The organism is Bradyrhizobium sp. SZCCHNRI20481 (assembly GCF_032485055.1).
Lineage (GTDB): Bacteria > Pseudomonadota > Alphaproteobacteria > Rhizobiales > Xanthobacteraceae > Bradyrhizobium.
On record NZ_JAUEUE010000007.1, the window covers coordinates 257,957 to 282,806 of the forward strand.

Genomic DNA, 24,850 nt, shown 5'->3' on the forward strand with positions numbered 1-24,850 from the left:
CGCGCGTCTCAGCAGATCCGCGGCAACTGCTCGCCGGACAGCCAGTCGACGATGCGGCCGCCGCCGAAGCTCGTCGCCATCTGGACGAAGCGGTGATCATCGGCCACCGCTTCGCCGATCTCGGCGGCATCGCGGCCGAGCGGATGCGCCTGCATGGCGGCGAGCACGGCGCCGGCCACCTCGGGCGCGACCACCGCGACGAGCTTGCCTTCGTTGGCGACATGCAGCGGATCGAGCCCCAGCAGCTCGCAGGCGGCTGCGACCGCAGGCTTCACCGGAATCGATTCCTCCTGCAACCGGAAGCCGAGATTGGACTGCTGGGCGATCTCGTTCATCGTGGCCGCAAGCCCGCCGCGAGTCGGGTCGCGCATCAGCCGGATGCCGGCGCCGCCGGCCGCAACCATGTCGGCGACGAGGCCGTGCAGCGAGGCCGAGTCCGAGATGATCTCGGTGTCGAAGGTGAGATTCTGCCGCCTCGACATGATGGCGACACCGTGGTCACCGAGGCTGCCGGACAGCAGCACGCGATCGCCGGGCCTGGCTTTGTCGGCCGACAAATCGAGGCCTTCCGACAGCACGCCGACGCCGGCCGTCGAAATGAACACGCCATCCGCCTTGCCGCGCTCGACCACCTTGGTATCGCCGGTGATGATCGCGATGCCGGCCTCGCGCGCCGCCACTCCCATCGCATCGGCGATCCGCTTCAGATCGGAAAACGGAAACCCCTCCTCGATGATGAAGCTCGCCGACAGATACAGCGGCGTCGCGCCGGCCATGGCGACGTCGTTGACCGTGCCGTGCACCGCGAGCGAGCCGATATTGCCGCCGGGGAAGAACAGCGGCGAGACCACATAGCCATCGGTCGTCATCACCATGCGGCCGGCCGCGACGTCGAACGCCGACTGATCGTTGCCTCGCGCCAGCCATTCGTTGCCGAACGCCTCGTGGAACAGGCCGGCAATCAGTTGCGCCATCGCACGGCCGCCGGCGCCGTGCGAGAGATCGACGCAGCCGTTCTTCAGGTCGAGCCGGCGCTGATGCATGCTCATGATGCAAGCCTCCGCTGATGGTCGCGGAAGCGGCCATAGGTCCAATGCGCCGCGCAGGCACCTTCCGACGACACCATGCAGGAGCCGATCGGCGTCTCCGGCGTGCAGGCGGTGCCGAACAGCCGGCAGTCCACCGGCTTCTTCAGGCCGCGCAGAATGGCCGGACATTCGCAGGCCGGATTGTCGGCCACCACCAGCTCGGACATGGCAAAGCGCAGCTCGGCATCGAGATGCGCAAAGCCGGGCCGCAATTTCAATGCGCTCGCCGGAATGCTGCCGAGACCGCGCCATTCGAACCGGTCGCGCAGCTCGAAGATCTCGGCGACCTCGCGGATGGCGCGCTGGTTGCCGCTGCCGGTGACGGCGCGACGATACTGGTTCTCCACCTCGTGGCGGCCGTCATTGACCTGCTCGATCAGCATCAGGATCGCCTGCATCATGTCGAGCGGCTCGAAGCCCGCGATCACGACGGGCTTGCCGTCATCGCGCGCGAACGGCGCGTAGGGCTCGGTGCCGATCACGGTCGAGACATGCGCCGGCCCGACGAAGCCGTCGATCTCGACCGTGTCGCCGCTGTCGAGGATCGCGCGCATCGCCGGCGGCGTCAGCACGTGGTTGCAGAACACGGTGAAGTTCGACAATCGCTTCTTCTCGGCGGCCCGGATCATCACGGCGGTCGGCGGCGTCGTGGTCTCGAAGCCGATGGCGAAGAACACCACCTCGCGACCGGGATTCTGCTCGGCCAGCGCGATCGCATCCAGCGTCGAATACACCATGCGGATGTCGGCGCCGCGCGCCTTCGCCTTGAGCAGCGAGGACCCGCGCGAGCCCGGCACGCGCATCAGGTCGCCATAGACGCAGAGGATGACCTCCGGCCGTTCGGCGAGCGCGATCGCCATGTCGATGCGCCCGGCCGGCAGCACGCAGACCGGGCAGCCGGGACCATGGATCATGCGCACATTGTCCGGCAGCATGTCCTCGAGGCCATAGCGCGCGATCGCATGGGTGTGGCCGCCGCAGAACTCCATGAAGCGATAGGCGCGCGCCGGATCGGCCTTGGCGCGGATGGCGCGCGCAAGACCCGTCGCCAGCTCCTTGTCGCGAAACTCGTCGGCATATTTCATGGCCTGACCTCCGCCATAGCCTCGCCCATCTGCCGGAGCAGGTCGAGCGTCTCGCGCGCCTCCTCCGGATCGATCTTGGCCAGCGCATGGCCGACATGAAGAATGACGTAGTCGCCGACGGCGATCTCCTCGATCAGCGCGATCGAGACCTCCTTGCTGACGCCGTCAATCGAGACGATCGCCATGTCGTCAGGCAAGAGCTTGATCACCTCGGCGGGAATGGCCAGGCACATCAGACGGTCCCTCCAGACAGCACATTGCTTTGTGTGAGATGCAGACCAGCCACCCAGGCCTGCCCGAGGCTGAGGCCGCCGTCATTGGGCGGCAGCCGGCGCGGCAGCAGCGGATCGAGGCCTGCGGAACGGCAGCCGCGCACGATCTGTTCGGCCAGATGCGCATTGAGGAAGCAGCCGCCGCTCAGCACGATCGTGCCGATGCCAGTCGCGCGCGAAGCTCTCGCGATCCAGTCGACGCAGGCCGCGGCCAACGTGCCGTGAAACAGCCCCGCCGCTTCGACAGTGTCGAGATCACGCGCGATCAGATGCGCGAGCAGCGGCCGCAGCGACAGCACGCCATCGGCAATGGTCCAGCCGCGCTCAAGCGTCGCCGGTTCACGCACCAGCGCCTCCAGCTTCATGGCCGCCTCGCCTTCATAGCTCTGCACCGTGCTGACACCGAGCAAACCAGCTACGGCATCGAACAGCCGGCCGGCGCTGGTGGTGACCGCGGTATCGGCAAGGTCTAGCAGCGTGACTATGTTGCGCGACTGGGGCTGCGCTACGAAACGCCGCTCGATCTCGTCACCGCGACCGAAATCGTGCAGCACTGACGCCGCCATCCGCCACGGCTCCCGTGCGGCCCGGTCGCCGCCCGGCATCTTCAATGGGGCGAGATGGCCGAGGCGCTGGAAGCCAGCGCCGTCGCACGACAGTAATTCACCGCCCCAGGCGCCGCCATCGCTGCCATAGCCGTAGCCGTCCAGCACCAGCGCGAGGGCGGGGCCGGTCACGCCCTGTTCGGCCATGACGGAAGCCGCATGCGCATGGTGATGCTGCACGGGCAACGTCGGCAGACCTCGTGCCTGCGCGAACCGGGTCGACGCCATGTCCGGATGCAGGTCATGCGCGATCGCGACCGGCTCGACGTCGAGGATGGAGGTGAGATGCGCGATCGTCTCCTCGAAGAAGCGGATCGCGGCTGCCGTGTCGAGATCACCGAGATGCTGCGATACGAACGCCTCGTCGCCGCGCGTTACCGTCACCGTCGCCTTCAGATGAGCGCCGACCGCGAGCACCGGCGGCCCTGCACGTGCGAGCCGGATCGGCTCCGGTACATAGCCGCGCGCACGCCTGACGAAGCGGGGAACGCCGGCCACGACAGCAAGCACGGAATCGTCGGCGCGGATGACGATGTCTCGGTCATGGGTAACGATCAGATCCGCGATATCAGCCAGACCGCTCCTCGCTTCATCATTGTCGGTCAGCAGCGGCTCCCCGCTCGGATTGGCGCTGGTGCAGACCAGCGCCCATGGTCCGTCGGCAGCCGCGCGGCGGCCCGCCTCCAGCACATGGAAGATCAGATGATGCAGCGGAGCGACCGGCAGCATCACCCCGATCTTTGCGAGGCCTGGTGCGACCGAGGACGCAACACGCTGGCGTGAGCGCAACAGCACGATCGGCCGCGCCACCTGCTCCAGCAGCGCGCGCTCAGGCTTGTCGATCTCGGCAATCTCAGTTGCAGCGTCGGCCGTGGCCAACATCACGGCGAACGGCTTGCCGTCGCGCTGCTTACGGGCGCGCAGCCGCTGGACGGTCTGCTCATCTCGCGCATCACAGAGCAACTGATAGCCGCCGAGCCCCTTGACGGCGACGATCCTGCCATTCGCGAGCGCGGCCGCGATCTCATCGATGCCATGGCTGAGCCGCGGCCCGCAGCTTGGACACGAGATCGCCTCGGCATGAAAGCGGCGCCCTGCGCGATCGTCGTAGTCGGACCGGCAAGCCTCACACATCGGAAAGTGCTTCATCGCCGTGGACGGGCGATCGTAAGGCAGGCGCTCGGCGATGGTGAAGCGCGGACCGCAATGGGTGCAGTTGACGAAGGGATAGAGATGGAAGCGGCTGCCGGGATCGAACAGCTCGGCCAGGCACGCGGCACAGGTGGCGGCGTCCGGCACGATCCGCGTCGTGACGCGCCCACTCACGCTCTCGGCGATCCGGAAGCCCGTGCCGGCGTCGGCCACGATCGGCTCGACGGCGATGTCGTCGATGCGCGCCAGTGGCGGCGTCTGCCGCGGCAGAGCCTCGACGAATTCGGCGACCTCGTCGCCCTCAACCTCGATCAGCACGCCATCAGCATCGTTGGCGACGAAGCCGCCGAGCCGATGGCGGATCGCCAAGCCATGGACATAGGGACGAAAGCCGACGCCCTGCACGGCACCGCGGACGCGGAGCCGGAGGCGCGTATGGTTCGCCGCCGATGTCCGGCCGGACGTGCTCATCCCTGCACCGCGTTCATCGCGCTCGCCCGCATCCGGTCCGACTGCTTCCTGATCCAGGCGTAGAACGCCGAGAGGCCCTCGCCGGTCTTGGCCGAGATCGTCAGCACCTCGATCTTCGGATTGACGCGGCGGGCATATTCGATCGTCTGCGCAAGATCGAAATCGAGCACCGGCGCCAGATCGATCTTGTTGATCAGCATCAGCGATGACGCTGCAAACATGTCGGGATATTTGAGCGGCTTGTCCTCGCCCTCGGTGGTCGAGAACACGACGATCTTGCAGGCCTCGCCGAGATCGAAGGCGGCCGGACACACGAGGTTGCCGACATTCTCGATGAACAGTAGCCCGCCGCGCAGTGCCGGCAGCCGGCCATAGGCTTCGCCGATCATGCCCGCATCGAGATGGCAGCCCTTGCCGGTATTGATCTGGATCGCCGGAACGCCGGTGGCGCGGATGCGCTCGGCATCGTTGGAGGTCTGCTGGTCGCCCTCGATCACCGCGACAGGCCGGCTCTGCCTGAGATCGGAGACGGCGCGGACCAGCAGCGAGGTCTTCCCGGCGCCCGGGCTGGAGACGAAGTTGAATGCCAGCACGTCATGCGCGGCGAAGCGTGCGCGGTTCTCGGCCGCGAGCCGGTTGTTCTTGCCGAGAATGTCGCGTTCGATCTGGATGATGCGTCCGCTGGAGAGACCGGCAACCTCCTGCCCCGCAGGGTTGGCCGAGCAGTCGATGCGGTCGGCGGCGTGATCATGATGGTGGTCATGCGCGTGACCGTGATCATGATGGTCATGATCATGGTGATGGTGACCATGCTCGTGATCATGATCATGGCAGTGATGGCCGTGATGATGATGATGTCCGGACTGATCATGTCCATGAGCATGTTGATGCTCACCGTGATCGTGATGATGATCACCGGATTCGACGGAGGACTTGCCGTCACTGCAGCCGCACACCGTGCACATTACTCGACCTCCAGCTCCTTGACCCGCATGTCCTCACCGCCCGTGACCTGCAGCTGATGACTGCCGCAGGCCGGACAAGGCGCGTAGCGTTGGCTGATCTCGACGCTGCGCGAACAGCCCAGGCACCACGCCGTGCCCGGCTGTTCGATGATCTCGAGCGCCGCCCCCTGCAACAGGGTCTTCGCGGTCACCGCCTCGAAACAGAATCGCAGCGCCTCCGGCGCGACATGGCTGAGCGCACCGATCTCCAGCCACACCGTCTTCACCGTGGAGAAGGCGCCCTTGCGCGCCTCCTGCTCGACGATCTCGACGATGCCCTCGCACAGCGCCATCTCATGCATCGGCCATCTCCCGGAATGCCAGGTGATAGCCGACGCAGGGATCGAACGATCCGACCATCGTATTGATGGCCTCGCGATCGCCCGTTCCGCGCAGCGCAGCCCCGGTGAGGCTCCTCACGACAGGGCCGCGCGGGTGAAAATTCCATTCCGTCGGCGCCAGATACTCGAAACGCGAGACCGCGCCGTGCGCATCCAGCTCGATTGCGTGATGCAGCCGGCCGCGGGCGCATTCAACCGCGGCGCCGCCGCGCCGCGACCCGAGCGCGTAGCTCGCGATGGCATGCTGGTCGGCCGCTTCGTCCTCAGCCTCGCCGGCCTCGATCCAGCGGAACAGCTCGGCAACCTCGGTGATCTTGGCTGAGAGGCGTTCGACGGGACCGGCTGATGCCAACTGATGGCGCTCCGCATACCGGGCCCAGACCCCGGTCTCCGGAGCCCGGCCGTCGAGTTCCGGAGCCTCAGCAAAGGCAGATCCCACGTCCATCAATTGCGCGACGATGACGTCATCGTCGGCGGCCGACAGGATGTCGTGCGCGGCCGGCATGTGCCTCCATCCTCCATCGTCGACGGCATTCCGGGCCGAGTCCATCAGAGATGCAAGCGGAGTTTCCGGCAGAACCGGCTCCGCTGGCAAGCCTATGCCCAGGACCACCATGTCCGTCTTGATTTGAGACAAGGTTGCAGCGCGAGATTGCTGCTGGGTGTCAGCGCCGGAATGCATCTGCAGCGACGCGACCGCCTGCAACAGCCGTTGCGCCAGCTGCGCGTCACTGCGATTTTGCGCAAATGGCGCGATCAGCAGCCCGCGCATAAGCTCGGCGAAGCGCTCCACCACCACGGCCTTGATCCGACGGTGACGGGTCAACGGCGGCGCCTGCTCGCCGCGTGCGGCTTCCAACGCTGACAGCAGCGCGACCTGGTGCGCACTGGCGCACAGCGAGAACAACCGCGGCAGGGCCGCGAGCAGCATATCGGCCGGCTTGCCGGCGAACAGTCGTCCCAGCGGCGGCCTCGTGCGCGGCTGAATGTCGACGCCTGTGATCAGCCGATCGGCGACCGACAGCGTCACGTCGATGCGGTTGCGAAAGGTGAGGGTCATGCGCGGCCCTCGGAGAGGGTGCCGCGCAGGAACGCACGGCGATCGATCGCGCTCGACGCCTTCGCAGCGCGTTCGGACGACAGATCATCCTCCGGCGCCGTCATCAGCGCGGCGAGCGCAGCCTCCGCCGCCGCACGCGCCGCGGTCATGTCCTCGAACTGGAACATCGGCGAGAACAGCGAGCAGCTCGCGATCCGACCGACCTCGGCAACATCGCCGATCGTGAATTCGAACGAGCCAGCCGGAAGCACGATCTTGACGACGGATCCGGCGGCGCCTTGTGCGGCCGGAGTGACCACGTTCATGAACCAGGGCGTGACGACGATTCCGAGGATGCGGCCGTCGACCACTGAAAATCCGATCGCCTCGACGTCGAGCGCGTCGTGATAGATCGGCAGCTCGCGCATCGCACGAGCGCCGATCTCGCGATAAACGCCGGCAAGACGCTCGCCCCACGCGGCCGGCGTGACGTCCGACGTCCCCTGCCCGACCGCCTCAGTGCTCATGGCCCGACCACCATGAACTTGGCTTTCGGCGCATCGCAGTTCGGGCAATGCCAGTCGTCCGGCAAGGCCGCGAACGGCGTGCCCGGCGGAATCTGCGCCACGCCATCCCCCTCGGCCGGGTCGTAGCGCGTCCAGCAGATGCCGCACTCCAGCAGCACGTCATCAGCGAGATCGCTGCGGACACCGAAATTCTCGAAGCCGCCGCTCATGTGAAATAGGCCTCGATGATCTGGGTCAGACGCTCGGCCGAATCCTCGAAATCCTCAGCCGCGGCGAGCGCGACCACCGGCACACCGCCGACCTCGAGGGTGTCGAGAATGATCGTGTCCATGGCGTTGAAGAACTGCACCGACCAGACATGACGGATGCCGGTCGCGAGCACGCGGCAGGTGCCGTAGCCACGCGACATCAGCTGGATCGGACCGTTGCCGAGCGTCTGCTGCAGGAAGCTCATGTCGGTTGGGCTCATCGGCAGCAGCGTGAAGTTGATGGTCTGCGAGCGCTGACCTGGTCGCCAGGACAGCGCGCGCTCGCGGATCTCGGCGAGCACCGGCAGCGCGTTCATGGTGCCCTCGGGCACAGGGCCGATCACGATGTCACCTGCAGTCAGATCGGCGGCGGCGCGCGATACGATCTCCGGGACGGCGCCGATTTCGACGTAGTCGTGGCGCTCGTCCGCCTCCAGCCGCACCCGCCATATTCCGGCGAGCACCGATTCCTGGATCTGAGCCAGCGTCCCGTCGGGAAGAGCCACGACGCCGGCGACTTCGCCCTCGCCCAGCACGTCGTCGATCAGCCGGCGCTCGAGATCGTTGAGGCCCTCGAGCCGGAATAATTGCGTCGGCGCGCCGGCGGTCTGCGCCGCGACGGCCGCTGCAATCGTCGACAGCAGCTCGACCGCCCGCGGGCAGCTGCGCGCCAGCGCCTCCGAGTCGAGCGAGGCCAGCTTGGCCAGGGCCCCGGAAGCGGTCAGCCCCTTGTGCGATGTATCGAGCGCCTCTTCGCCGATCGGAAAGATGTTGACCGGCTCCTCGGCTCCTTCAGGCGCGATCCAGAATCCCGGCTTCATCGCTCGGCTCCCGCAGGCTGATGGACTGGGACGATGCTGGCAACGACCGTTGCAGTCGCGCCCTGCGGCCGGTCGATCAGCCGCGAGATGCGATCGACATAGACAGACCAGTCCTGGATCTTGGCGATCAGGCCGAGCGTGTCGGCCCCGCGGCACAGGATCAGGCTCGGCTGCACGCGCACGCCGAATCGCGTCCCGAGCTCCGCCTCCGCGTCGCGCGCGATGACCCCCCCACGCAGCCGGCCCTGCAACGCGGTGATCAGCTCCGGCAGCACGATGGCCACATCGAGCGCCTCCGGAAACCGCGCGGGATCTCCGGCCGACAGCAGCACGGCGACCAGCCCGGCGCGATCGGCCTCGGCGAGAAAGGCATCGACGGTGCCGGCATCGACCTCCGGCAACCCGCCTCGCATGCGCGCGGGGTCACGCTGCTGCATTTCCATCGATGCTTCTCCCTGACCAGTTATCGTTGCCGTGCTCTCCACTTTAGCAATCAACGTGCCAGACGCCCACGCGGCAGCGTGTAGCTCAATACATTGAAAAATATCAGATTTTTATCGAAGTTAAGGGCCGCGCAATCAATCGGAAAGCCGCTTTCCAGATAATATCTGGCAACTTACTTTTCTTATGGAAATCTTATTGCCAGGAATCTGGCGCCCATCCAAGGGCATAACACCGCTACCGCAGATGCTCCGGAAGCTCCGGCTCGCGCCCGATCAGGTCGGCGAAGAAGTCGTCGCAATTCTCGCCGTTCACGGCCGCCTGCAGGCCGCGCAGCGCCTCGCCGATCAGCCGCGCTTCTTCGTCATCGAGCAGGCGAACGGCGTTGTCGATATAGACGAGCACCTTGGCCCCGACCGGCGGGGTCGACAGCAACAGCACCGAGACGCGGCGCTCCTCGCCGTCGAAGCTGCACAGCGCCGAGACGCCATCGGTCTCGAGGATTGTCATCGGCAGGCCAAGACACATGTCGGATTCCCTCGCGACGCGGTCACTCGGCCGGGCGCGACCGCTGCTCATAGTTGTGATGGTCGATGTCGTTGGCGAGCAGGCGCGCGTCGCCGGCGAGCGGCTCACGCCGCGGCACGGCGGGCGCGCCCCATTCCGCCAGCAGGGCGCAGGCCAGCTCGATCGCCGGCGCGATCTGCGCACGAACCGGCGCAGTCAGCGGACCGCCCCAATCCTCGAGGTCGAGCGGCTGGCAGCCGATCAGCGCAAGCCGCTGCGGATAGCGGCCGAGCAGGTCGGCCGCGCTCAGCACTTCCTGGAAGCCCGTCTGGTGCAGGCTCATCTTCTTGGCGCCGGTGAAGCGCGGCACCTCGTCATCGCGGACGAGCTTGAGCTCGCCCGGCACAAGGCCATAGTCGATGGCGTCGAACACGATCAGGCCGTCGGCTTCCTCGACATAGTTGACGAGGTAAAGTCCCTGCGTGCCGCCATCCAGGATCGTGACGTTGTCGGGCACGGTGAAGCGGCGGTGGAATTCCTCCACCACCCGCACGCCGAAGCCTTCGTCAGCCCAGAGAATGTTGCCGATCCCGAGCACCAAAATGCGATCGCGCCCGCGCTCATCGACCATGCCGGCCCCCTGCTAGTCGCGGAACTGCCGTTCGCCTGAGATCATCGAGGAGATGATGCTCTGGCGCGACATGATGTCTTCGCGAATGGCGGCATAGACATGCACCATCACAAACGTGACCAGCGCCCACATCCCGAGGTGATGCCAGGTATGGACATCCTGGCTGTTCGGCCAGATCGCAAACACCCAGCCAAACAATTTGTGCTGCCAGCTGTCGATCCCGGTGCCTTCCGAATAGAGCGCAAAGCCGGTGACGATCATGAAGGCGACGAACAGCGTGAAGCCGGTGAACATTGCCGTCTGCGCCAGGGGATTGTGGCCGACATACATCTTCGGCTCACGCTCCAGGAACGCGTACCAGCGGATCTCGTGCAGCACTTCCTTCCAGAACTGCTTGCGATGCACCGGAATGTAGAAGATCTGCCGGGAATGGTGGTTGCCGACGAAGGCCCAGAAGATGCGGGCGAGGAAGAACACCGCCAGCACCTGTCCGGCCGCGAAATGGGCAAAGCGGATATAGCCCATCACGAAGTTCGCGGACGCCTCTCCCGACACCGTCGGGAGCGGTGATCCGATCAGATAACCGGTGATCATCAGAACGATGATCGCGAACGCGTTGACCCAGTGGCAGATGCGCACCGGCGCTTCGTAGACATAGACCGTGGGCCGGCCGATCGCATGCTCGCCGGCCGCATCGGCCGCGATCGCGGCCAGATTGGGCTCGGACTCCGCGGGACGTGCAACTGCATCCATCATGGTGCTTCTCCCGCCTACCTGACCTTGACCTTGGCCAGCTCCTGTCCGTCCGGACTCATGACGTGCGTCGAGCAGGCCAGACACGGATCGAAGGAATGGATCGTGCGCAGGATCTCGAGCGGCTGCTCGGGATTGGCCATCGGGGTGTTCATCAGCGACGCCTCGAATGCGCCGATGTTGCCCTTGGGATCCCTGGGCGAGCCGTTCCAGGTCGTCGGCACGACGCACTGGTAGTTGTCGATCTTGGTGTCCTTGATCTTGATCCAGTGCGCGAGCGCGCCGCGCGGCGCCTCGGTGAAGCCGACGCCCTTGGCCTCTTTCGGCCAGCTCTCGGGCTTCCATTTGTCGACATTCGCCGTCGAGCTGTCGCCCGCCTTGATGTTGGCGATCAGCTTGTCCTGGAAGTAGCGCATCTGGCGTCCGGCCCACACCGATTCCAGCGCACGCGCCGCGGTGCGGCCGAGCGTGGAGAACAGCGCCGTCAGAGGCAGGTCGAGATCCTTGAGAAACTTGTCGACGGGGTCCTTGAACTCCGCCTTGTTCTGCGCATAGCCGACCACCCAGCGCGCGAGCGGTCCGACCTCCATCGCGTGTCCGCGCCAGCGCGGCGCCTTGATCCAGGAATATTTGCCGCCCTCGTCGAGCTCCTTGATGTCCGTCTTGCTCCCCTTCGCGTTGGGGCCGAGCACGTAGTTCGGCTCGGTGATGCCATCCCAGGGATGCAGTCCCTTGGTCTCGTCGGGGTATTTGTACCAGGAGTGAACCACGAACTCCTGGATCTCGTCCGGATTGGCGTGATCGACCGGAAACACCTCGGACAGGTTGCCGTTGATGATCGCGCCACGCGGCAGCTTCAGGCTCTTGGCGGAGTAGTCATTGGCATGCTCGGGCACGTCGCCATAGGCGAGCACGCTCTTGCCGGACAGGCCGCCGCCATAGAGCCAGTCCTTGTAGAAGGAGCCGATCGCGGCGACGTCGGGCAGATAGACCATCTCATTGAACTCGATCAGGCGATCGATGATCGAGGAGACGAGATTCAGCCGCTCGATATTGATGGCGCCGACCGCACCGGTGCCGTCGATGTTGATCGGACACGGCACGCCACCCACGAGCCAGTTGGGGTGCGGGTTCTTGCCGCCGAAGATGGTGTGGATCTTGACGATCTCCTTCTGGAAATCGAGCGCCTCCAGATAGTGCGCCACCGCCATCAGGTTGGCTTCGGGCGGCAGCTTATAGGCCTTGCTGCCCCAATATCCATTCTTGAACGGGCCGAGCTGCCCCGACTCGACGAATTTCTTGAGGCGGGTCTGGAGGTCCCTGAAATAGCCGGGCGACGACAGCGGCCAGCTCGAGATCGACTGCGCCAGTGTCGACGTCGCCTTCGGATCGGCCGAGAGCGCCGAGACCACGTCGACCCAGTCCAGCGCGTGCAGATGATAGAAGTGCACGACGTGGTCGTGCACTTGCAGCGCAAGCTGCATGAGGTTGCGGATGGAGTTGGCATTCTCCGGAATGGTGATGCCGAGCGCGTTCTCGACCGCGCGCACCGATGTGAGCGCATGCGTTCCGGTGCAGACGCCGCAGATCCGCTCGGTGAAGGCCCAGGCGTCGCGCGGGTCGCGATTCCTGAGGATCACCTCGATGCCGCGCCACATCGTGCCGGTGGAAACCGCATTGCGGATGACATTGTCGGAGTCGACGTTGACCTCGACCCGCATGTGTCCCTCGATGCGAGTGACCGGATCGACGACAATGCGCTTGCCGGAATTGTCGAGATTGAAGCCGTTGGGAGTCTGGATGCCCATCGTTGCCTGCCCTGAATGCGATCAATGATCTTGTTTGGCGTCGTCGCGCTTGGTGGCGAGCCGTTTCACGGCCGTCACCGCCGCATGCGCCGCGACCGCTGCGCCCACCGTGCCCGCGGCCACCATGCCGACCTGGTCGGCGTTGTGCTCGATGCCGAACTGCTTGATGTTGGTGAGGCGGTCGTAGAACGAGCCCTTGTCCCAGAAGCCGTCCTCGGAGCAGCCGATGCAGCCGTGACCAGACTGGATCGGGAACGACACGCCGCCGTTCCAGCGCACCGTCGAGCAGGCGTTGTAGGTGGTCGGGCCCTTGCAGCCCATCTTGTAGAGGCAGTAGCCCTTGCGCGCGGCCTCGTCGTCCCACTCCTCGACGAACTGGCCGGCGTCGAAATGCGGTCGGCGATAGCACTTGTCGTGGATACGCTGTGAGTAGAACATCTTCGGCCGGCCCTGGCGGTCGAGCTCCGGCAGCTTGCCGAAGGTGGTGATGAAGGTGACGACGCCGGTCATGACTTCCGCGATCGGCGGGCAGCCCGGCACCTTGATGATCGGCTTGTTGGTGATGACCTTGTCGATCGGGGTCGCCTGCGTCGGATTGGGCTTTGCCGCCTGCACACAGCCCCAGGAGGCACAGGCGCCCCAGGCGATGATCGCCATGGCGTCCTCGGCCATCATCTTCAGCTTTTCGACGAACGGCTTGCCGCCGTCGATGCAGAACATGCCACCTTCGTTCAGCGGCGGATTGCCTTCGACCGCGAGGATATACTGTCCCTTGTACTTCGCGCGCGTCTCGTCGAGGATGGCCTCCGCCTGGTGGCCGGCCGCCGCCATGATGGTGTCGTCATAGTCGAGCGAGATCATCGACAGCACGGCATCCTTCACCAGCGGATGCGCCGAGCGGATGAAGCTCTCCGAGCAGCACGTGCACTCCAGCCCGTGCATCCAGATGACCGGCGTGCGCGGCTTGGTTTCCAGCGCATTGGCGATGCGGCTCGCCGCGACCGGGCCGAGGCCGAGGCTCGTCGCGGTCAGGCTGCAGAATTTGTGAAAGCTGCGCCGCGTGATGCCCTGACGCCTGATGACGCTGTAAAAGGTTTCCGTTGCCGCGCCCATGAGTCCTCCCCTGACATCGCGTTGGCGATCATCTGATCGCGTTCTGGCGAGAAGGACAGCAAGATGCGGGCCAGCATCATTGCTGGATTTGAATCATAATGATTTCAGATGCTTGAAGCGGTGCGATCGCAGTGACGGAGCCTTCGGTGGTGGATCGCGCGCGACAATCGGAAATCACGCGCTTTGCACCGACAATCTTGTTTCCGCTTGCCGCCTGCCTGTGTGCAGCGCGCTCAATGCGCCGTGCAGACCATGCAGGGATCGAACGACCGCACCACGTGCTGGATGCCGACCGCACGCGCGCCGGCATCGCCGACCTCGGTGCCGACGAGCGCCTGCTCGAGCGGGCCCGCAACGCCGTTGGCGTCGCGCGGCGAAAAATTCCAGCTCGTCGGCGCGATGATCTGATAACGCTCGATCCGGCCGGAGCGCACTGCGAGCCAGTGGCCGAGGCTGCCGCGCGCAGCCTCCACGAGCCCGACGAAGTGGCCGTCGGCCGCCTCACCGCTGTTCACGCAGAACGGCTCGTTGAGACGCAGCGCCTTGATCCAGTGCTCGATTGACAGCGCGAGTTGCGCGGTTTCGATCAGCCGGGCGATGACACGATTGCGGACATTGCTGCGACCGCTCGCGAGCAGCGCGGTGATCAGCGGCTGACCGTCAATGGCCTGCCTTGCGAGAGCGCCGACCTCGACCGGTTCTCCCGCGAGACGCGGCGCCTTGCACCAGCTATAGGCGTCGGCTTTGTCGGCATCGGGCACGGTGCGGCTCTCGGCCGGATCGAGCGACGTATCGTGCATCCAGGCGTGCGAGACGTCCTCGGTGATGCCGTCCGACGGCAAAGCCTGGACCTCGCCACTGCTCGTGCGGACGCCAGCGCGAAAACGAGCCCCATTGAAGTCGTGGTACGCGCCGAAGCTCATCAAGAGACCTGGTCCGCTGCCGAGGTCGGCCAGCGCGAGCGCATCGGCCAGCCGAAGGAAATGCGCGAAGTCGCCGGCTCGGCCCTCGCGCCAACGGTCGAGTTCGTCCGGCGTCGACAAGGCGAGCACGTTCTCCAACTTGTCGGCGAACAGGACGCGCTCAAGGAAACCGCGAAACGACGCCGCGATCGCGTTGAGCCGCACGCGCTCGCCGAGCTCGATCGCGCGCGTCGTCCCGCCCGGCTGGAAGGCGAGACTGTGCGGCCATTTGCCGGCGATCAGGCCCATGATCTCGAGCAGTCGCGCGCGCGCAGGCAACGCTTCGCGGGCCGCGCTGCCCTTCGTCGCCGCGAAACGCTCGGCCGTAGCCGAATGCCAGGCATGCGAGGCGTAGGCGTCGCGGGCGAAGTCCGGCATGAAGAAGATGTAGAAATGCGTCAGATGGTCCGCTGCGTTCTCGGCCGCGTGCGCGATGTTGGCCGCGAGGACACCGTTTGGCGCTGCCGCAATACCCATGGCCTGGCGCAACGCCGCGGCGGCGGCGATCGATTGCGACACCGAGCAGATGCCGCAGATTCGCGGTGCGATCACCAGGGCGTCCAACGGCGGCCGCCCCTCCAAGATCTGCTCGAAGCCGCGATAGAGCGGCGCCGTCACCTCTGCCCTCGTGACGCGACCGCTCTCGATATCGAGCCTGACCTCGAGATCGCCTTCGACACGATTGAACGGCCCGACCGTGATCCGCGTCATGGGCGACGCTTGTCACTGGCCCGGCCCGGCGGCACCACGACGTGATCGGCAGTCGCATTGACTCGGACGCGGCGCGGCGTGGCCGATTTCGACAGCGCTGCGAGCGCGACGAACCAGGCTTTCGGCATGTCGGTGGGAAGGCCGACCGGGATGCCGGCGAGCTTCGCCGTCTCCAGATAGTTCTGCGCGCTCTCGAAGCCCGGCGAGGTGCAGGCGATGCAGGCGTAGCCGCCCTTGGTGCAGGAGCCGCCGCCGTTCCACGAGCGCTGATTGCAGTCGCCGACCGCCTGCGTTGCGCGGCAGCCGAGATGCTCCATCAGGCAACCGCGCTCTGACATCGCTTCCGCACTCGCCTTGAACTCGTAGAACTCGTTGCGTGAGCAGCCGTGATGAGCGAGGTGGTTGGCGATGAAGGTCGGACGGCCGACTGTGTCGAGGCCGTCTGCCGTCAGATCGCCCGAGGTAAGCGCCAGCAGGCTCTCCATCATCCAGCCCGGATGCGGCGCACAGCCTGCGACGTTGATCACCGGCAGCCCGCGTTTCGAGCGGAAGGCCGCGCCAAGCGCGCCGCCGATATCGCTGCCCTCGAACTGCAGTCCGACCGCATCGGTCGGATTGATGCCAGCCGCGGGAATGCCGCCATAGGCGGCGCAGCTGCCGACGGCGACGACGTAGTCGGCCAGCGGCGCCAGATCGAGCAGCCAGTGATAGATCGAGCGGTTGGTGCCGGCGAGCATGTTGAAGCGGCCGGTCAGACCGGGGCCTCGCGCCACCGAGCCTTCGAGCACCAGCAGATCGAGCCGCTCGCGGCCGTCGCGGATCGCCTCCAACAGCTCCACGACCTCGTCCCCTGTCTGCTCGCTGACGGAGGGATGCCATACCAGATCGATGCCGGATTGGCGCAATTCGTCGAACCAGCCGGACGCACCGCTTTCCAGGATCGACATGGTGCAGCCGCCGCAGCTCGCGCCCTGCAGCCACAGCATCCTGATCGTTCCCTCCGAGCCGACCATCATGAGGCCCCGCTCCTAGCCCGTCTTATGCGTTCCGCTTCGTATCGCCGGCGGGTTTAGCGCCCCCGCACGAACGCTGGCAAGCGCTTCGCCGGGCGTCGCCTCGGAACCGCGCTGACTGCGACCGAGCAGCATGGCGACCGCCCAGACCAGTCCGAACAGGCCGATCGCGACGATTCCGAGATTGGCGACACCGTCGCCCAGCGCGGTGGCGACGTCAGCCCATCCCCCCGTCAGGCCAAGCCGCGGCGCCAACAGCGTGAACGCCTCGAAGCTGCCGATCACCAGCGCGATCGCAACGGATGCGCCGGTGATCACGAGGTTATAGCGCAGCTTGCGTGCGGGATCGGTCAGCGCCCAGCGATAGGCGCCGACCATCAGCATGCTGTCGGCGGTGTCGACGGTGGCCATCGCAGCCGCGAACAGCGCCGGGAATACCAGCACATGGGCGAGGCTCGCGCCGCGCGCAGCCTCGGTCGCCGACAGGCTGAGAAGCCCGATCTCGCTCGCGGTGTCGAAGCCGAGACCGAACAGGAAGCCGAGCGGATACATGTGCCAGGCGCGTCCCACCAGGCGGAGCACGGGGCGCAGCAGGCGGATGAGGATGCCCCGTCCGGGGCTTCCGGCGGTTTCCATCTCGGACTGCGGCTGTGCCGTGCGGCGCCAGAGGTTCACGAACAGAATGAGGTTCGCCAACGCGATCAGCAGCAGGAAGCCGGCCGATACCGACGTGCCGACGACGCCGCCGATCGTCCTGATCGCACCCTCTTCATCCAGGAGGTCCGCGCCCGCGATGAGGCTCACGACGATGGTGGCGATGACGACGACGCTGGAGTGGCCGAGCGCAAAATAGAGGCCGGCGGCGCGCGGGGGGTTACCGTCCTGCACCAGCTTCCGCACGACGTTGTCGATGGCCGCGATGTGATCCGCATCGACCGCATGACGCAGTCCGAGCAGCCAGGCCAGCATCGCGGTGCCGACGATGGCGGGGCGGTCGGCATAGAGCGCGAACGCCCAGGCCCAGGCGAGCGCGTTGGCCGCGACCAGCCCGGCGACGAGCGCGACGGTCCGGCCGGGCTGCGACCGCCACCACAGCAGCCGCGCGGCCCGAGGATGATCAATTGGAACAATCGTCATACTCGGACTATAGCAAGAGCCAGGCCAGTTCGGTAAAGCCCCCGCTGCAGGCAAAAGCTGCAGGAAAACCTGGGCGGCGCTTCCCGGATTGCCCTCTCGCTTGGCAACCCGCTATCCAGTCACGCACAGATCATGACCAGCGGCGGGGACCTCGTCCCTCTCGCCCCCTCCTTCCCTCACCGCGCCGAGGCACTCTGTGCCGCGATCTCGCGCCGCACGACCGCCTCGAACTGGCTCGCGGGGGCGGCGAACATCAGCCGGGTCTCCTCGTGGAACGCCGAGAAGATGCCGACCACGGCCGGCTCCCCGCCGACCTCGGCCAGGATCGGCGAGCCCGAATAGCCGAAATTGGCCAGGCAATGCACTGTCAACAGCCGGGCATCCCCGGTCATGCCGGCGCTGCAATTGCGCTGGCCGGTCGGCGAATAGCGCCGCTCCTGGCCATAGCCGATCTCGGAGATGGTTCCGGCCGTGGTCGCAGCCGCGAGCTCCTCGCGGGTCAGCGCCTTGACCGCCACCGGCTTCGACGGCAGAGCATCCTTCAGCACGATCAGCGCCCAATCGGCGGGCGAGCGGTCGAGCGACCATCTGTCGTGCCGGGTCGGAACGAAATCGGGCGCCACGATCAGCTTGTCGGCGACCGACGATGCCGCCGGCGTGCCACGGTTCATGCCGGCCAGGAAGCGGACATTGCCGGGGCTGACCTGCGCCACGCCGTTGAAGACGCAATGCGCGGCGGTGAGCACGACGCGCGGCGCCACCAGGGTGCCGGTGCACCAGCCGCCGCTCGAGTATTGCGCGACGGTGACGACGCCGATCGACGACGCCGGCCAGGAGGTGGGATCGACGACCTCGCCGATGTGGCGATCGAGCCCGAGCAGTTGCTCCGGACGCGGAGTGGCAATGCCCGCATCCGCCGATTCCGGTTTCGGCTGCCAGGACGCAATGGCGCTCTGGGCCTGGACGCGCTGCGGCTCGGTCAACCTGACCCGCTGCACGTCGCGGCCGGCCGATCGCACGCCACTACGGCCCGCCATCACCAGCCAGGCATAGCCCTGCACGACGTCCTGTTTCACACCGCGGCCGTCGAGCAGCATCAGGCCGAGCATGTATTGCGACTGGGCGAAGCCCTGCGCCGCGGCGCGGCTGAACCAGCGACTGGCTTCGCCGTAGTTGGAGGCAACACCCTCGCCATTGACGTAGGCGATGCCGAGATAATGTTGCGCGACGGCGAGCCCCTGATCGGCGGCCTTGCGGTACCAGGCCAGCGCCTCGCTCGGATTACGCGGCACGCCCCAGCCGAACGCCTGCATGAAGCCGACGTCGAACTGCGCCCGCGCATCGCCCTTGGCGGCCAGCGGCAGCAGCCGTCGCATCGCCGCCGCATGCTGCCCGTTGCCTGCCGCCGCGACCGCGTCTTCGAGCTCGGCGGCCGTGGCGCCCGCCAAGCTGCCGAGCAGCATGACAAGAGATATGATGATGGTCTTGATCAAGGGCGTCCGCTGGGACCGAAACATCGTGACGGGCCACGAAGCAGACACGATCAAGACGGCGGCGGCGTGGCGGAAAGCGGACCGCGATCTCCTCAATCGGGCCCGCTCGCGCCTCACACCTTCTTCATCCTCACGCCCATCGCCCTTACACCTGCTCGCTCTTGGCGAAGCGATCATCGAGCGCATAACCGGCGCCGCGCACGGTGCGGATCGGGTCCTGCTCGCGGCCGGGATTGAGCAGCTTGCGCAGGCGGCCGATATGGACGTCGACGGTGCGCTCGTCGATGTAGATGTCGCGGCCCCAGACGCTGTCGAGCAGCTGTTCGCGGCTGAACACGCGGCCGGGGTGCTCGAGGAAGAATTCGAGCAGGCGGTATTCGGTCGGGCCGAGATCGATCGGCCGCCCCGAGCGCGCCACGCGGCGTTTCTCGCGGTCGAGCTCGATGTCGCCATAGGACAGCACGGTCGCCAGCCGCTCCGGGCTCGCCCGCCGCAGCAGGCCTTTCACGCGCGCCAGGAGCTCCGGCACCGAGAACGGCTTGACGATGTAGTCGTCGGCGCCGGTGGCGAGTCCGCGCACGCGCTCGCTCTCCTCGCCGCGCGCCGTCAGCATGATGATCGGCAGTTGCCGGGTCTCGGAGCGCGCGCGCAGGCGGCGGCACAGCTCGATGCCGGAGAGGCCCGGCAGCATCCAGTCGAGCACGACGAGATCCGGAACGCGCTCCTTCAGCCGCGTGTCGGCCTCGTCGCCGCGCGCCACGGTCTCGACCTCGTAGCCTTCGGCCTCGAGGTTGTAGCGCAGCAGCGTCGTCAGCGCCTCCTCGTCCTCCACCACCAGAATTCGGGCGCCCATGTCTGAACCGTCTCTCTTAGTTACCGGGAATCGTCGTCGCGAAGCTCGTCATGTCGCCCTTCGGGCGCTTGTCCATGATCTGCTGGCCTTCGATCATATAGAATACAGTCTCGGCGATGTTGGTCGCGTGATCGCCGATGCGCTCGATGTTCTTGGCGCAGAACATCAGGTGGATGCAGAACGAGATGTTGCGCGGATCCTCCATCATGTAGGTCAGGAGCTCGCGGAACAGCGAGGTGCAGATGGCGTCGACTTCCTCGTCGCCCTTCCACACCGTCATCGCCGCCGGCAGGTCATGCGCGGCATAGGCGTCCAGCACCGTCTTGACCTGCGACTGCACCAGATCGGTCATGTGCTCGAGGCCGCGGATCAGCTTCAGCGGATGGAAGTCGCTCTCCAGCGCCGCGACGCGCTTGCCGATGTTCTTGGCGAGGTCGCCGATGCGCTCCAGATCGGTCGCCACGCGCATCGCGCCGACGATCTCGCGCAGGTCGACCGCCATCGGCTGGCGACGGGCGATCGTGAGCACGGCGCGCTCCTCGATGATGCGCTGCAGCTTGTCGACCTCGGCGTCGGTGGCGACCACCTTCTGGCCGAGCGCGATGTCGCGCCGCACCAGCGCATCGACGGAATCGACGATCAGCCGCTCCGCGAGGCCGCCCATCTCCGATACCAGACGGGTGAGGTCCTGCAGATCGCTGTCGAACGCCTTGGCGGTATGTTCACTGGCCATGATGATCTCCTGAAGACAATGTCGTCGGCGTCAGCCGAACCGGCCGGTGATGTAATCCTGGGTCCGCCGATCACTCGGCGAGGTGAAGATCTTGCTGGTGTCGTCGAACTCGATCAGCTCGCCGAGATACATGAAGGCGGTCTTGTCGGAGACGCGCGCCGCCTGCTGCATGTTATGCGTCACGATGGCGATCGTATAGTTTTCGGCGAGCTCCTGGATCAGCTCCTCGACCTTGGCGGTCGAGATCGGATCGAGCGCCGAGCACGGCTCGTCGAACAAGATCACCTCCGGCCGGACCGCCACGGTGCGCGCGATGCACAGTCGCTGCTGCTGGCCGCCGGACAGCGACAGGCCCGAGGCGTTGAGCTTGTCCTTGACCTCGTTCCACAGCGCGCCGCCGCGCAGCGCCTTCTCGACCCGGTCGTCCATCTCCGACTTCGAGATCTTCTCATAGAGGCGGATGCCGAAGGCGATGTTCTCGTAGATCGTCATCGGGAACGGCGTCGGCTTCTGGAACACCATGCCGACCCGGGCGCGCAGCAGATTCAGATCGAGCTTGGGATCGAGGATGTTGGTGTTGTCGAGCATCAGCTGCCCGGTCGCCCGCTGGCCCGGATAGAGATCGTACATCCGGTTGAAGATGCGCAGCAGCGTGGACTTGCCGCAGCCGGACGGGCCGATGAACGCGGTGACGCGGTTGGTGCCCAGCGACAGGTTGATGTTCTTCAGCGCGTGATGGTCGCCGTAGTAGAAGTTGAGGTTGCGCGCGGTCACCTTGGCCGGCGCATCCGGAAGCGCCTTGCCGTGAAGAGCGTGATTGGGCTGACTGACGGAGACGGACAGTTCGGTCATTTGGTGTTCCTCTCGGCGCCGAGAATGCGTGCACCGATGTTCAGGGCGAGCACGGCCAGAGTGATGAGAAGGGCTCCGCTCCAGGCCAGTTGCTTCCAGTAGGCATAAGGGCTCTGGACGAAATTGTTGATGGTGACGGGCAGGTTCGCCATCGTCCTGGAAAGGTTGAGGCTCCAGAACTGGTTCGACAGCGCGGTGAACAGCAGAGGCGCGGTCTCGCCGGCGACGCGGGCGGTGGCAAGCAGCACGCCGGTGATGAGGCCCGAGCGCGCCGCCCGATAGGCGATGCGGCGGATCACCAGCGAGCGCGGCAGGCCGAGCGCAGACGCCGCCTCGCGCAGCGGGTTGGGCACGAGCAGCAGCATGTCCTCGGTGGTGCGCAGCACCACCGGGATCACGATGACCGCCAATGCAAGGGAACCCGCGAGTGCCGAGAAGCCGCCCATCGGCACCACGACCGCACCATAGATGAACAGGCCGATGATGATCGAGGGCGCCGACAGCAGGATGTCGTTGATGAAGCGGATCACCGAGGTCAGGCGGTCGTTGCGGCCGTATTCGGCGAGATAGGTGCCGGCGAACAGGCCGAGCGGCGCGCCGATGCCGACGCCGATGATCGTCATGATCAAGGAGCCGACGATGGCGTTGCGCAGGCCGCCTTCGCTGGAGCCGGGCGGCGGCGTGTCGGCGGCAAAAACCTGCAGGCTGAGGCCGGCGAGTCCGTTATAGAACAGCGTGAACAGGATCAACGCCAGCCAGGTGACGCCGAACATCGCGGCGGCGACGCAGAGGCCGCGGATCACGATGTCCCTGCGGCGCCGGCGCGCATAGATCGGATTGACCTGCGCATCGAGTGTAAGCGTGTCAGCGCTGGACATGGCTTATCTTCCCGCCTTGGCTTCGAGCCGCATGAGCATCAGCCGCGCGCTCGCCAGCACGAAGAAGGTGAGCACGAACAGCAGCAGACCGAGCAGGATCAGGCTCGACTGGTGCAGCCCGTCGCTCTCCTGGAATTCGGAGGCGATGGCGGCCGAGATCGTGGTGCCCGGCGCGAAGATCGAGGATGAGATCCGGAACGAGTTGCCGATGATGAAGGTCACCGCCATCGTTTCGCCGAGCGCACGGCCCAGCGCCAGCATGACGCCGCCGATGACGCCGACGCGGGTGTAGGGAATGACGACGCTGCGCACGACCTCCCAGGTGGTGCAGCCGACCCCGTAAGCGGCTTCCTTCAGCACCGGCGGGACGGTCTTGAACACGTCGACCGAGATCGAGGTGATGAACGGTAGCACCATGATCGCCAGGATCAGCGAGGCGTTGAACAGGCTGAGATAGGACGGGGGACCGGCGAAGATGTCCTGCAGCACGGGGATGCCGGCGCAGAGATTGATCATGAACGGCTGGAACGTATAGGCCAGGAACGGCCCCAGCACGAAGAAGCCCCACATGCCGTAGATGATCGAGGGAATGCCGGCGAGCAGCTCGATGGCAAGTCCGATCGGACGGCGCAGCCATTGCGGGCACAGCTCGGTGAGGAAGATCGCAATGCCCAGACCGACCGGAATGGCGATCAGCATCGCAATGAAGGACGTGACCAAGGTGCCGTAGATCGGGCCGAGCGCGCCGAGCACCGGCGGATCGGCCGACGGCGCCCAGCGCCGCGTCCACAGGAATTCGAAGCCATATTCTCTCATGGCCGGCCATGCGCCGACGATGAGCGACAGGATGATGCCGCCCAGGATCAACAGGACGGAGATCGCGGACAGCCGCGTGATCCAATAGAAGGTCACGTCGCCGAGCTTGAAGGCGTTGAGCGCGCGTGCCCGGTCATAGGGTCCGGCAGCGGCCGCGATATCGCTGACTTCGGTCTGAACCGCCATCTCTGCCAATTCTGCCCCCTGTTCCTTGGACACGCCGCAACCCCGGTAGCGTCCCTCCCCCGGAGGCCGGGAGAGGGGATTTTCGATACGTCCAGCTCAGCTCTTGATGTCGGCCGACCAGGTCTTCTCGATCAGCTTCACGACGCTGTCGGGCATCGGGATGTAGTCGAGCTCCTCAGCCATCTTGCCGCCCTTCTCGAACGACCACTTGAAGAACTTGATGGCTTCGCCGGACGCCGCCTTGTCGGCCGGCTCCTTGTGCATCAGGATGAAGGTCGCCGCCGTCATCGGCCAGGACTTGTCGCCGGGCTGGTTGGCGAGGATCACGTAGTAGCCGGGGGCCTTGGCCCAGTCGGCATTCGCGGCCGCGGCCTGGAAGGCCTCGACGGTCGGCTGCACGGTCTTGCCGGCTTTGTTCATCATGCCGGTGTAGGTGAGCTTGTTCTGCTTGGCATAGGCGTACTCGACATAGCCGATCGAGTTCTTGGTCTGGCCGATGTTGCCGGACACACCCTCGTTGCCCTTGGCGCCGACACCGACCGGCCACTCGACGGCGGTGTTGAAGCCGATCTTGCTCTTCCAGTCGGCGCTCACCTCGGAGAGGTAGTAGGTGAAGTTGAAGGTCGTGCCCGAGCCGTCGGAGCGGCGGACCACGGCGATCGCATCGGACGGCAGCTTGACGCTGGGGTTGAGCTTCTTGATCGCGGCGTCATCCCACTTGGTGATCTTGCCGAGATAGATGTTGGCGAGCGTCTCGCCGTCCAGCACCATCTCGCCCGGCTTCACGCCCTCGAGGTTGACGACCGGCACGATGCCGCCCATCACCATCGGCCACTGCACCAGGCCGTCCTTCTCGAGCTGCTCGGCCTTGAGCGGCGCGTCGGTGGCGCCAAAGGTCACGGTCTTGGCCTGGATCTGCTTGATGCCGCCGCCAGAACCGATCGACTGGTAGTTCAGACCGTTGCCGGTCTCCTTCTTGTAGGCGTCCGCCCACTTGGAATAGATCGGGAACGGGAACGTCGCGCCCGCACCGGTAATGTCGGCAGCGAAGGCCGACGTCGATGCGGCGACCAAGCCGGCAGCGACGATAGCTTTGACGAAATTCATAGCTGGTCTCCATGCTTGGGAAGCGAAGCGCCATCTGCGCCCGATTGCGCTTCCCCGGCCGCTTTACGGGGCCTCAGTGTGGCTTTTATAAAGGTTCGATGACAGTCGGATGACAGTCACAAGCCGTTGATAAGTATTGATCTTTCGATCCAAATCCGAATTTCTACGGGCCAACCGACATATTGCGGCGGGCTGCGGCACCT

26 protein-coding genes are annotated in these 24,850 nt (G+C 65.9%); all 26 read right to left on the reverse strand.

The window, feature by feature from the left end:
* Positions 1-8 precede the first annotated feature (8 nt).
* The 26 genes from hypE to pstS all read right to left on the reverse strand — a co-directional run bounded on the left by hypE (position 9) and on the right by pstS (position 24,647).
* Positions 9-1,049, reverse strand: coding sequence for a hydrogenase expression/formation protein HypE (gene hypE / locus QX132_RS13860; RefSeq protein ID WP_316161521.1), 1,041 nt, complete (start codon positions 1,047-1,049; stop codon positions 9-11).
* Complete coding sequence (gene hypD / locus QX132_RS13865) at positions 1,046-2,173, reverse strand: hydrogenase formation protein HypD (protein ID WP_316161523.1); 1,128 nt, start codon at positions 2,171-2,173, stop codon at positions 1,046-1,048. The genes hypE and hypD overlap by 4 nt, the downstream gene beginning before the upstream one ends.
* Positions 2,170-2,406: a HypC/HybG/HupF family hydrogenase formation chaperone gene (locus QX132_RS13870; protein WP_315796222.1), complete on the reverse strand. Its 237-nt coding sequence runs from the start codon at positions 2,404-2,406 to the stop codon at positions 2,170-2,172. Before QX132_RS13870 ends, hypD begins: the two co-directional genes overlap by 4 nt.
* Positions 2,406-4,673 carry a carbamoyltransferase HypF gene (hypF, locus tag QX132_RS13875; RefSeq protein WP_316161524.1) on the reverse strand — a complete coding sequence of 756 codons (2,268 nt, stop codon included), beginning with the start codon at positions 4,671-4,673 and terminating at the stop codon, positions 2,406-2,408. The genes QX132_RS13870 and hypF overlap by 1 nt, the downstream gene beginning before the upstream one ends.
* Complete coding sequence (gene hypB / locus QX132_RS13880; RefSeq protein WP_316161525.1) at positions 4,670-5,638, reverse strand: hydrogenase nickel incorporation protein HypB; 969 nt, start codon at positions 5,636-5,638, stop codon at positions 4,670-4,672. The genes hypF and hypB overlap by 4 nt, the downstream gene beginning before the upstream one ends.
* Positions 5,638-5,979: a hydrogenase maturation nickel metallochaperone HypA gene (gene hypA, locus QX132_RS13885; protein WP_315736719.1), complete on the reverse strand. Its 342-nt coding sequence runs from the start codon at positions 5,977-5,979 to the stop codon at positions 5,638-5,640. Before hypA ends, hypB begins: the two co-directional genes overlap by 1 nt.
* Entirely contained in the window at positions 5,972-7,078 is a 1,107-nt protein-coding gene (locus tag QX132_RS13890; protein WP_316161526.1) for a nickel-dependent hydrogenase large subunit, read from the reverse strand. The genes hypA and QX132_RS13890 overlap by 8 nt, the downstream gene beginning before the upstream one ends.
* Positions 7,075-7,584 (reverse strand): [NiFe]-hydrogenase assembly chaperone HybE, encoded by a 510-nt coding sequence (hybE, locus tag QX132_RS13895; protein ID WP_315778867.1) that lies wholly within the window; start codon positions 7,582-7,584, stop codon positions 7,075-7,077. Before hybE ends, QX132_RS13890 begins: the two co-directional genes overlap by 4 nt.
* Positions 7,581-7,793 carry a rubredoxin gene (locus tag QX132_RS13900; protein ID WP_315778869.1) on the reverse strand — a complete coding sequence of 71 codons (213 nt, stop codon included), beginning with the start codon at positions 7,791-7,793 and terminating at the stop codon, positions 7,581-7,583. Before QX132_RS13900 ends, hybE begins: the two co-directional genes overlap by 4 nt.
* A complete protein-coding gene (locus QX132_RS13905; protein ID WP_316161528.1) occupies positions 7,790-8,653 on the reverse strand; it encodes a hydrogenase expression/formation protein in 864 nt (287 codons plus the stop codon). The genes QX132_RS13900 and QX132_RS13905 overlap by 4 nt, the downstream gene beginning before the upstream one ends.
* Positions 8,650-9,096 (reverse strand): hydrogenase accessory protein, encoded by a 447-nt coding sequence (locus QX132_RS13910; protein WP_316161530.1) that lies wholly within the window; start codon positions 9,094-9,096, stop codon positions 8,650-8,652. The genes QX132_RS13905 and QX132_RS13910 overlap by 4 nt, the downstream gene beginning before the upstream one ends.
* A gap of 235 nt (positions 9,097-9,331) precedes the next feature.
* Positions 9,332-9,622, reverse strand: coding sequence for a HypC/HybG/HupF family hydrogenase formation chaperone (locus tag QX132_RS13915; RefSeq protein ID WP_316161531.1), 291 nt, complete (start codon positions 9,620-9,622; stop codon positions 9,332-9,334).
* A 22-nt stretch (positions 9,623-9,644) separates the two neighbouring features.
* Positions 9,645-10,232, reverse strand: coding sequence for a HyaD/HybD family hydrogenase maturation endopeptidase (locus QX132_RS13920; protein WP_316161533.1), 588 nt, complete (start codon positions 10,230-10,232; stop codon positions 9,645-9,647).
* A 12-nt stretch (positions 10,233-10,244) separates the two neighbouring features.
* Positions 10,245-10,988, reverse strand: a complete 744-nt coding sequence (gene cybH, locus QX132_RS13925) for a Ni/Fe-hydrogenase, b-type cytochrome subunit (RefSeq protein WP_316161535.1) — start codon at positions 10,986-10,988, stop codon at positions 10,245-10,247.
* A 14-nt stretch (positions 10,989-11,002) separates the two neighbouring features.
* On the reverse strand, positions 11,003-12,793 hold the full coding sequence (locus tag QX132_RS13930) for a nickel-dependent hydrogenase large subunit (RefSeq protein ID WP_316161536.1): 1,791 nt from the start codon (positions 12,791-12,793) through the stop codon (positions 11,003-11,005).
* A gap of 21 nt (positions 12,794-12,814) precedes the next feature.
* Positions 12,815-13,906: a hydrogenase small subunit gene (locus QX132_RS13935; protein WP_315736707.1), complete on the reverse strand. Its 1,092-nt coding sequence runs from the start codon at positions 13,904-13,906 to the stop codon at positions 12,815-12,817.
* Between the two features lie 233 nt (positions 13,907-14,139).
* Entirely contained in the window at positions 14,140-15,579 is a 1,440-nt protein-coding gene (locus tag QX132_RS13940; protein ID WP_316161538.1) for a nickel-dependent hydrogenase large subunit, read from the reverse strand.
* On the reverse strand, positions 15,576-16,592 hold the full coding sequence (locus QX132_RS13945) for a HupU protein (RefSeq protein WP_316161653.1): 1,017 nt from the start codon (positions 16,590-16,592) through the stop codon (positions 15,576-15,578). The genes QX132_RS13940 and QX132_RS13945 overlap by 4 nt, the downstream gene beginning before the upstream one ends.
* 15 nt (positions 16,593-16,607) lie before the next feature.
* Positions 16,608-17,729: a HoxN/HupN/NixA family nickel/cobalt transporter gene (locus QX132_RS13950; RefSeq protein WP_316161539.1), complete on the reverse strand. Its 1,122-nt coding sequence runs from the start codon at positions 17,727-17,729 to the stop codon at positions 16,608-16,610.
* 176 nt (positions 17,730-17,905) lie between these two features.
* Complete coding sequence (locus QX132_RS13955; protein WP_315778884.1) at positions 17,906-19,222, reverse strand: trypsin-like serine protease; 1,317 nt, start codon at positions 19,220-19,222, stop codon at positions 17,906-17,908.
* Between the two features lie 145 nt (positions 19,223-19,367).
* Positions 19,368-20,075 (reverse strand): phosphate regulon transcriptional regulator PhoB, encoded by a 708-nt coding sequence (phoB, locus tag QX132_RS13960; protein WP_315754964.1) that lies wholly within the window; start codon positions 20,073-20,075, stop codon positions 19,368-19,370.
* A 16-nt stretch (positions 20,076-20,091) separates the two neighbouring features.
* Entirely contained in the window at positions 20,092-20,808 is a 717-nt protein-coding gene (gene phoU, locus QX132_RS13965) for a phosphate signaling complex protein PhoU (RefSeq protein WP_315736702.1), read from the reverse strand.
* 30 nt (positions 20,809-20,838) lie between these two features.
* The gene (pstB, locus tag QX132_RS13970; RefSeq protein ID WP_315713505.1) at positions 20,839-21,660 is read right to left on the reverse strand and encodes a phosphate ABC transporter ATP-binding protein PstB; all 822 of its coding nucleotides are present in this window, start codon (positions 21,658-21,660) and stop codon (positions 20,839-20,841) included.
* Positions 21,657-22,538 (reverse strand): phosphate ABC transporter permease PstA, encoded by an 882-nt coding sequence (gene pstA, locus QX132_RS13975; protein ID WP_315778886.1) that lies wholly within the window; start codon positions 22,536-22,538, stop codon positions 21,657-21,659. Before pstA ends, pstB begins: the two co-directional genes overlap by 4 nt.
* A gap of 3 nt (positions 22,539-22,541) precedes the next feature.
* Positions 22,542-23,540 carry a phosphate ABC transporter permease subunit PstC gene (gene pstC, locus QX132_RS13980; RefSeq protein ID WP_315778888.1) on the reverse strand — a complete coding sequence of 333 codons (999 nt, stop codon included), beginning with the start codon at positions 23,538-23,540 and terminating at the stop codon, positions 22,542-22,544.
* 96 nt (positions 23,541-23,636) lie between these two features.
* A complete protein-coding gene (pstS, locus tag QX132_RS13985; protein ID WP_315736698.1) occupies positions 23,637-24,647 on the reverse strand; it encodes a phosphate ABC transporter substrate-binding protein PstS in 1,011 nt (336 codons plus the stop codon).
* Between the last annotated feature and the right edge of the window lie 203 nt (positions 24,648-24,850).

Bases quoted from the DNA above. Each gene is read 5' to 3' on its own strand.
- pstB (WP_315713505.1), bottom strand. From the start codon at position 21,660: ATGACCGAACTGTCCGTCTCCGTCAGTCAGCCCAATCACGCTCTTCAC.
- pstS (WP_315736698.1), bottom strand. From the start codon at position 24,647: ATGAATTTCGTCAAAGCTATCGTCGCTGCCGGCTTGGTCGCCGCATCG.
- QX132_RS13940 (WP_316161538.1), bottom strand. From the start codon at position 15,579: ATGACGCGGATCACGGTCGGGCCGTTCAATCGTGTCGAAGGCGATCTC.
- QX132_RS13910 (WP_316161530.1), bottom strand. From the start codon at position 9,096: ATGGAAATGCAGCAGCGTGACCCCGCGCGCATGCGAGGCGGGTTGCCG.
- QX132_RS13945 (WP_316161653.1), bottom strand. From the start codon at position 16,592: ATGGTCGGCTCGGAGGGAACGATCAGGATGCTGTGGCTGCAGGGCGCG.
- phoU (WP_315736702.1), bottom strand. From the start codon at position 20,808: ATGGCCAGTGAACATACCGCCAAGGCGTTCGACAGCGATCTGCAGGAC.
- QX132_RS13930 (WP_316161536.1), bottom strand. From the start codon at position 12,793: ATGGGCATCCAGACTCCCAACGGCTTCAATCTCGACAATTCCGGCAAG.
- pstA (WP_315778886.1), bottom strand. From the start codon at position 22,538: ATGTCCAGCGCTGACACGCTTACACTCGATGCGCAGGTCAATCCGATC.
- QX132_RS13870 (WP_315796222.1), bottom strand. From the start codon at position 2,406: ATGTGCCTGGCCATTCCCGCCGAGGTGATCAAGCTCTTGCCTGACGAC.
- pstC (WP_315778888.1), bottom strand. From the start codon at position 23,540: ATGGCGGTTCAGACCGAAGTCAGCGATATCGCGGCCGCTGCCGGACCC.
- QX132_RS13890 (WP_316161526.1), bottom strand. From the start codon at position 7,078: ATGACCCTCACCTTTCGCAACCGCATCGACGTGACGCTGTCGGTCGCC.
- QX132_RS13900 (WP_315778869.1), bottom strand. From the start codon at position 7,793: ATGAGCGGCGGCTTCGAGAATTTCGGTGTCCGCAGCGATCTCGCTGAT.
- QX132_RS13915 (WP_316161531.1), bottom strand. From the start codon at position 9,622: ATGTGTCTTGGCCTGCCGATGACAATCCTCGAGACCGATGGCGTCTCG.
- hypF (WP_316161524.1), bottom strand. From the start codon at position 4,673: ATGAGCACGTCCGGCCGGACATCGGCGGCGAACCATACGCGCCTCCGG.
- QX132_RS13950 (WP_316161539.1), bottom strand. From the start codon at position 17,729: ATGACGATTGTTCCAATTGATCATCCTCGGGCCGCGCGGCTGCTGTGG.
- hypD (WP_316161523.1), bottom strand. From the start codon at position 2,173: ATGAAATATGCCGACGAGTTTCGCGACAAGGAGCTGGCGACGGGTCTT.
- hypE (WP_316161521.1), bottom strand. From the start codon at position 1,049: ATGAGCATGCATCAGCGCCGGCTCGACCTGAAGAACGGCTGCGTCGAT.
- hypB (WP_316161525.1), bottom strand. From the start codon at position 5,638: ATGTGCACGGTGTGCGGCTGCAGTGACGGCAAGTCCTCCGTCGAATCC.
- phoB (WP_315754964.1), bottom strand. From the start codon at position 20,075: ATGGGCGCCCGAATTCTGGTGGTGGAGGACGAGGAGGCGCTGACGACG.
- QX132_RS13920 (WP_316161533.1), bottom strand. From the start codon at position 10,232: ATGGTCGATGAGCGCGGGCGCGATCGCATTTTGGTGCTCGGGATCGGC.
- QX132_RS13905 (WP_316161528.1), bottom strand. From the start codon at position 8,653: ATGAAGCCGGGATTCTGGATCGCGCCTGAAGGAGCCGAGGAGCCGGTC.
- QX132_RS13935 (WP_315736707.1), bottom strand. From the start codon at position 13,906: ATGGGCGCGGCAACGGAAACCTTTTACAGCGTCATCAGGCGTCAGGGC.
- cybH (WP_316161535.1), bottom strand. From the start codon at position 10,988: ATGATGGATGCAGTTGCACGTCCCGCGGAGTCCGAGCCCAATCTGGCC.
- hypA (WP_315736719.1), bottom strand. From the start codon at position 5,979: ATGCATGAGATGGCGCTGTGCGAGGGCATCGTCGAGATCGTCGAGCAG.
- hybE (WP_315778867.1), bottom strand. From the start codon at position 7,584: ATGAGCACTGAGGCGGTCGGGCAGGGGACGTCGGACGTCACGCCGGCC.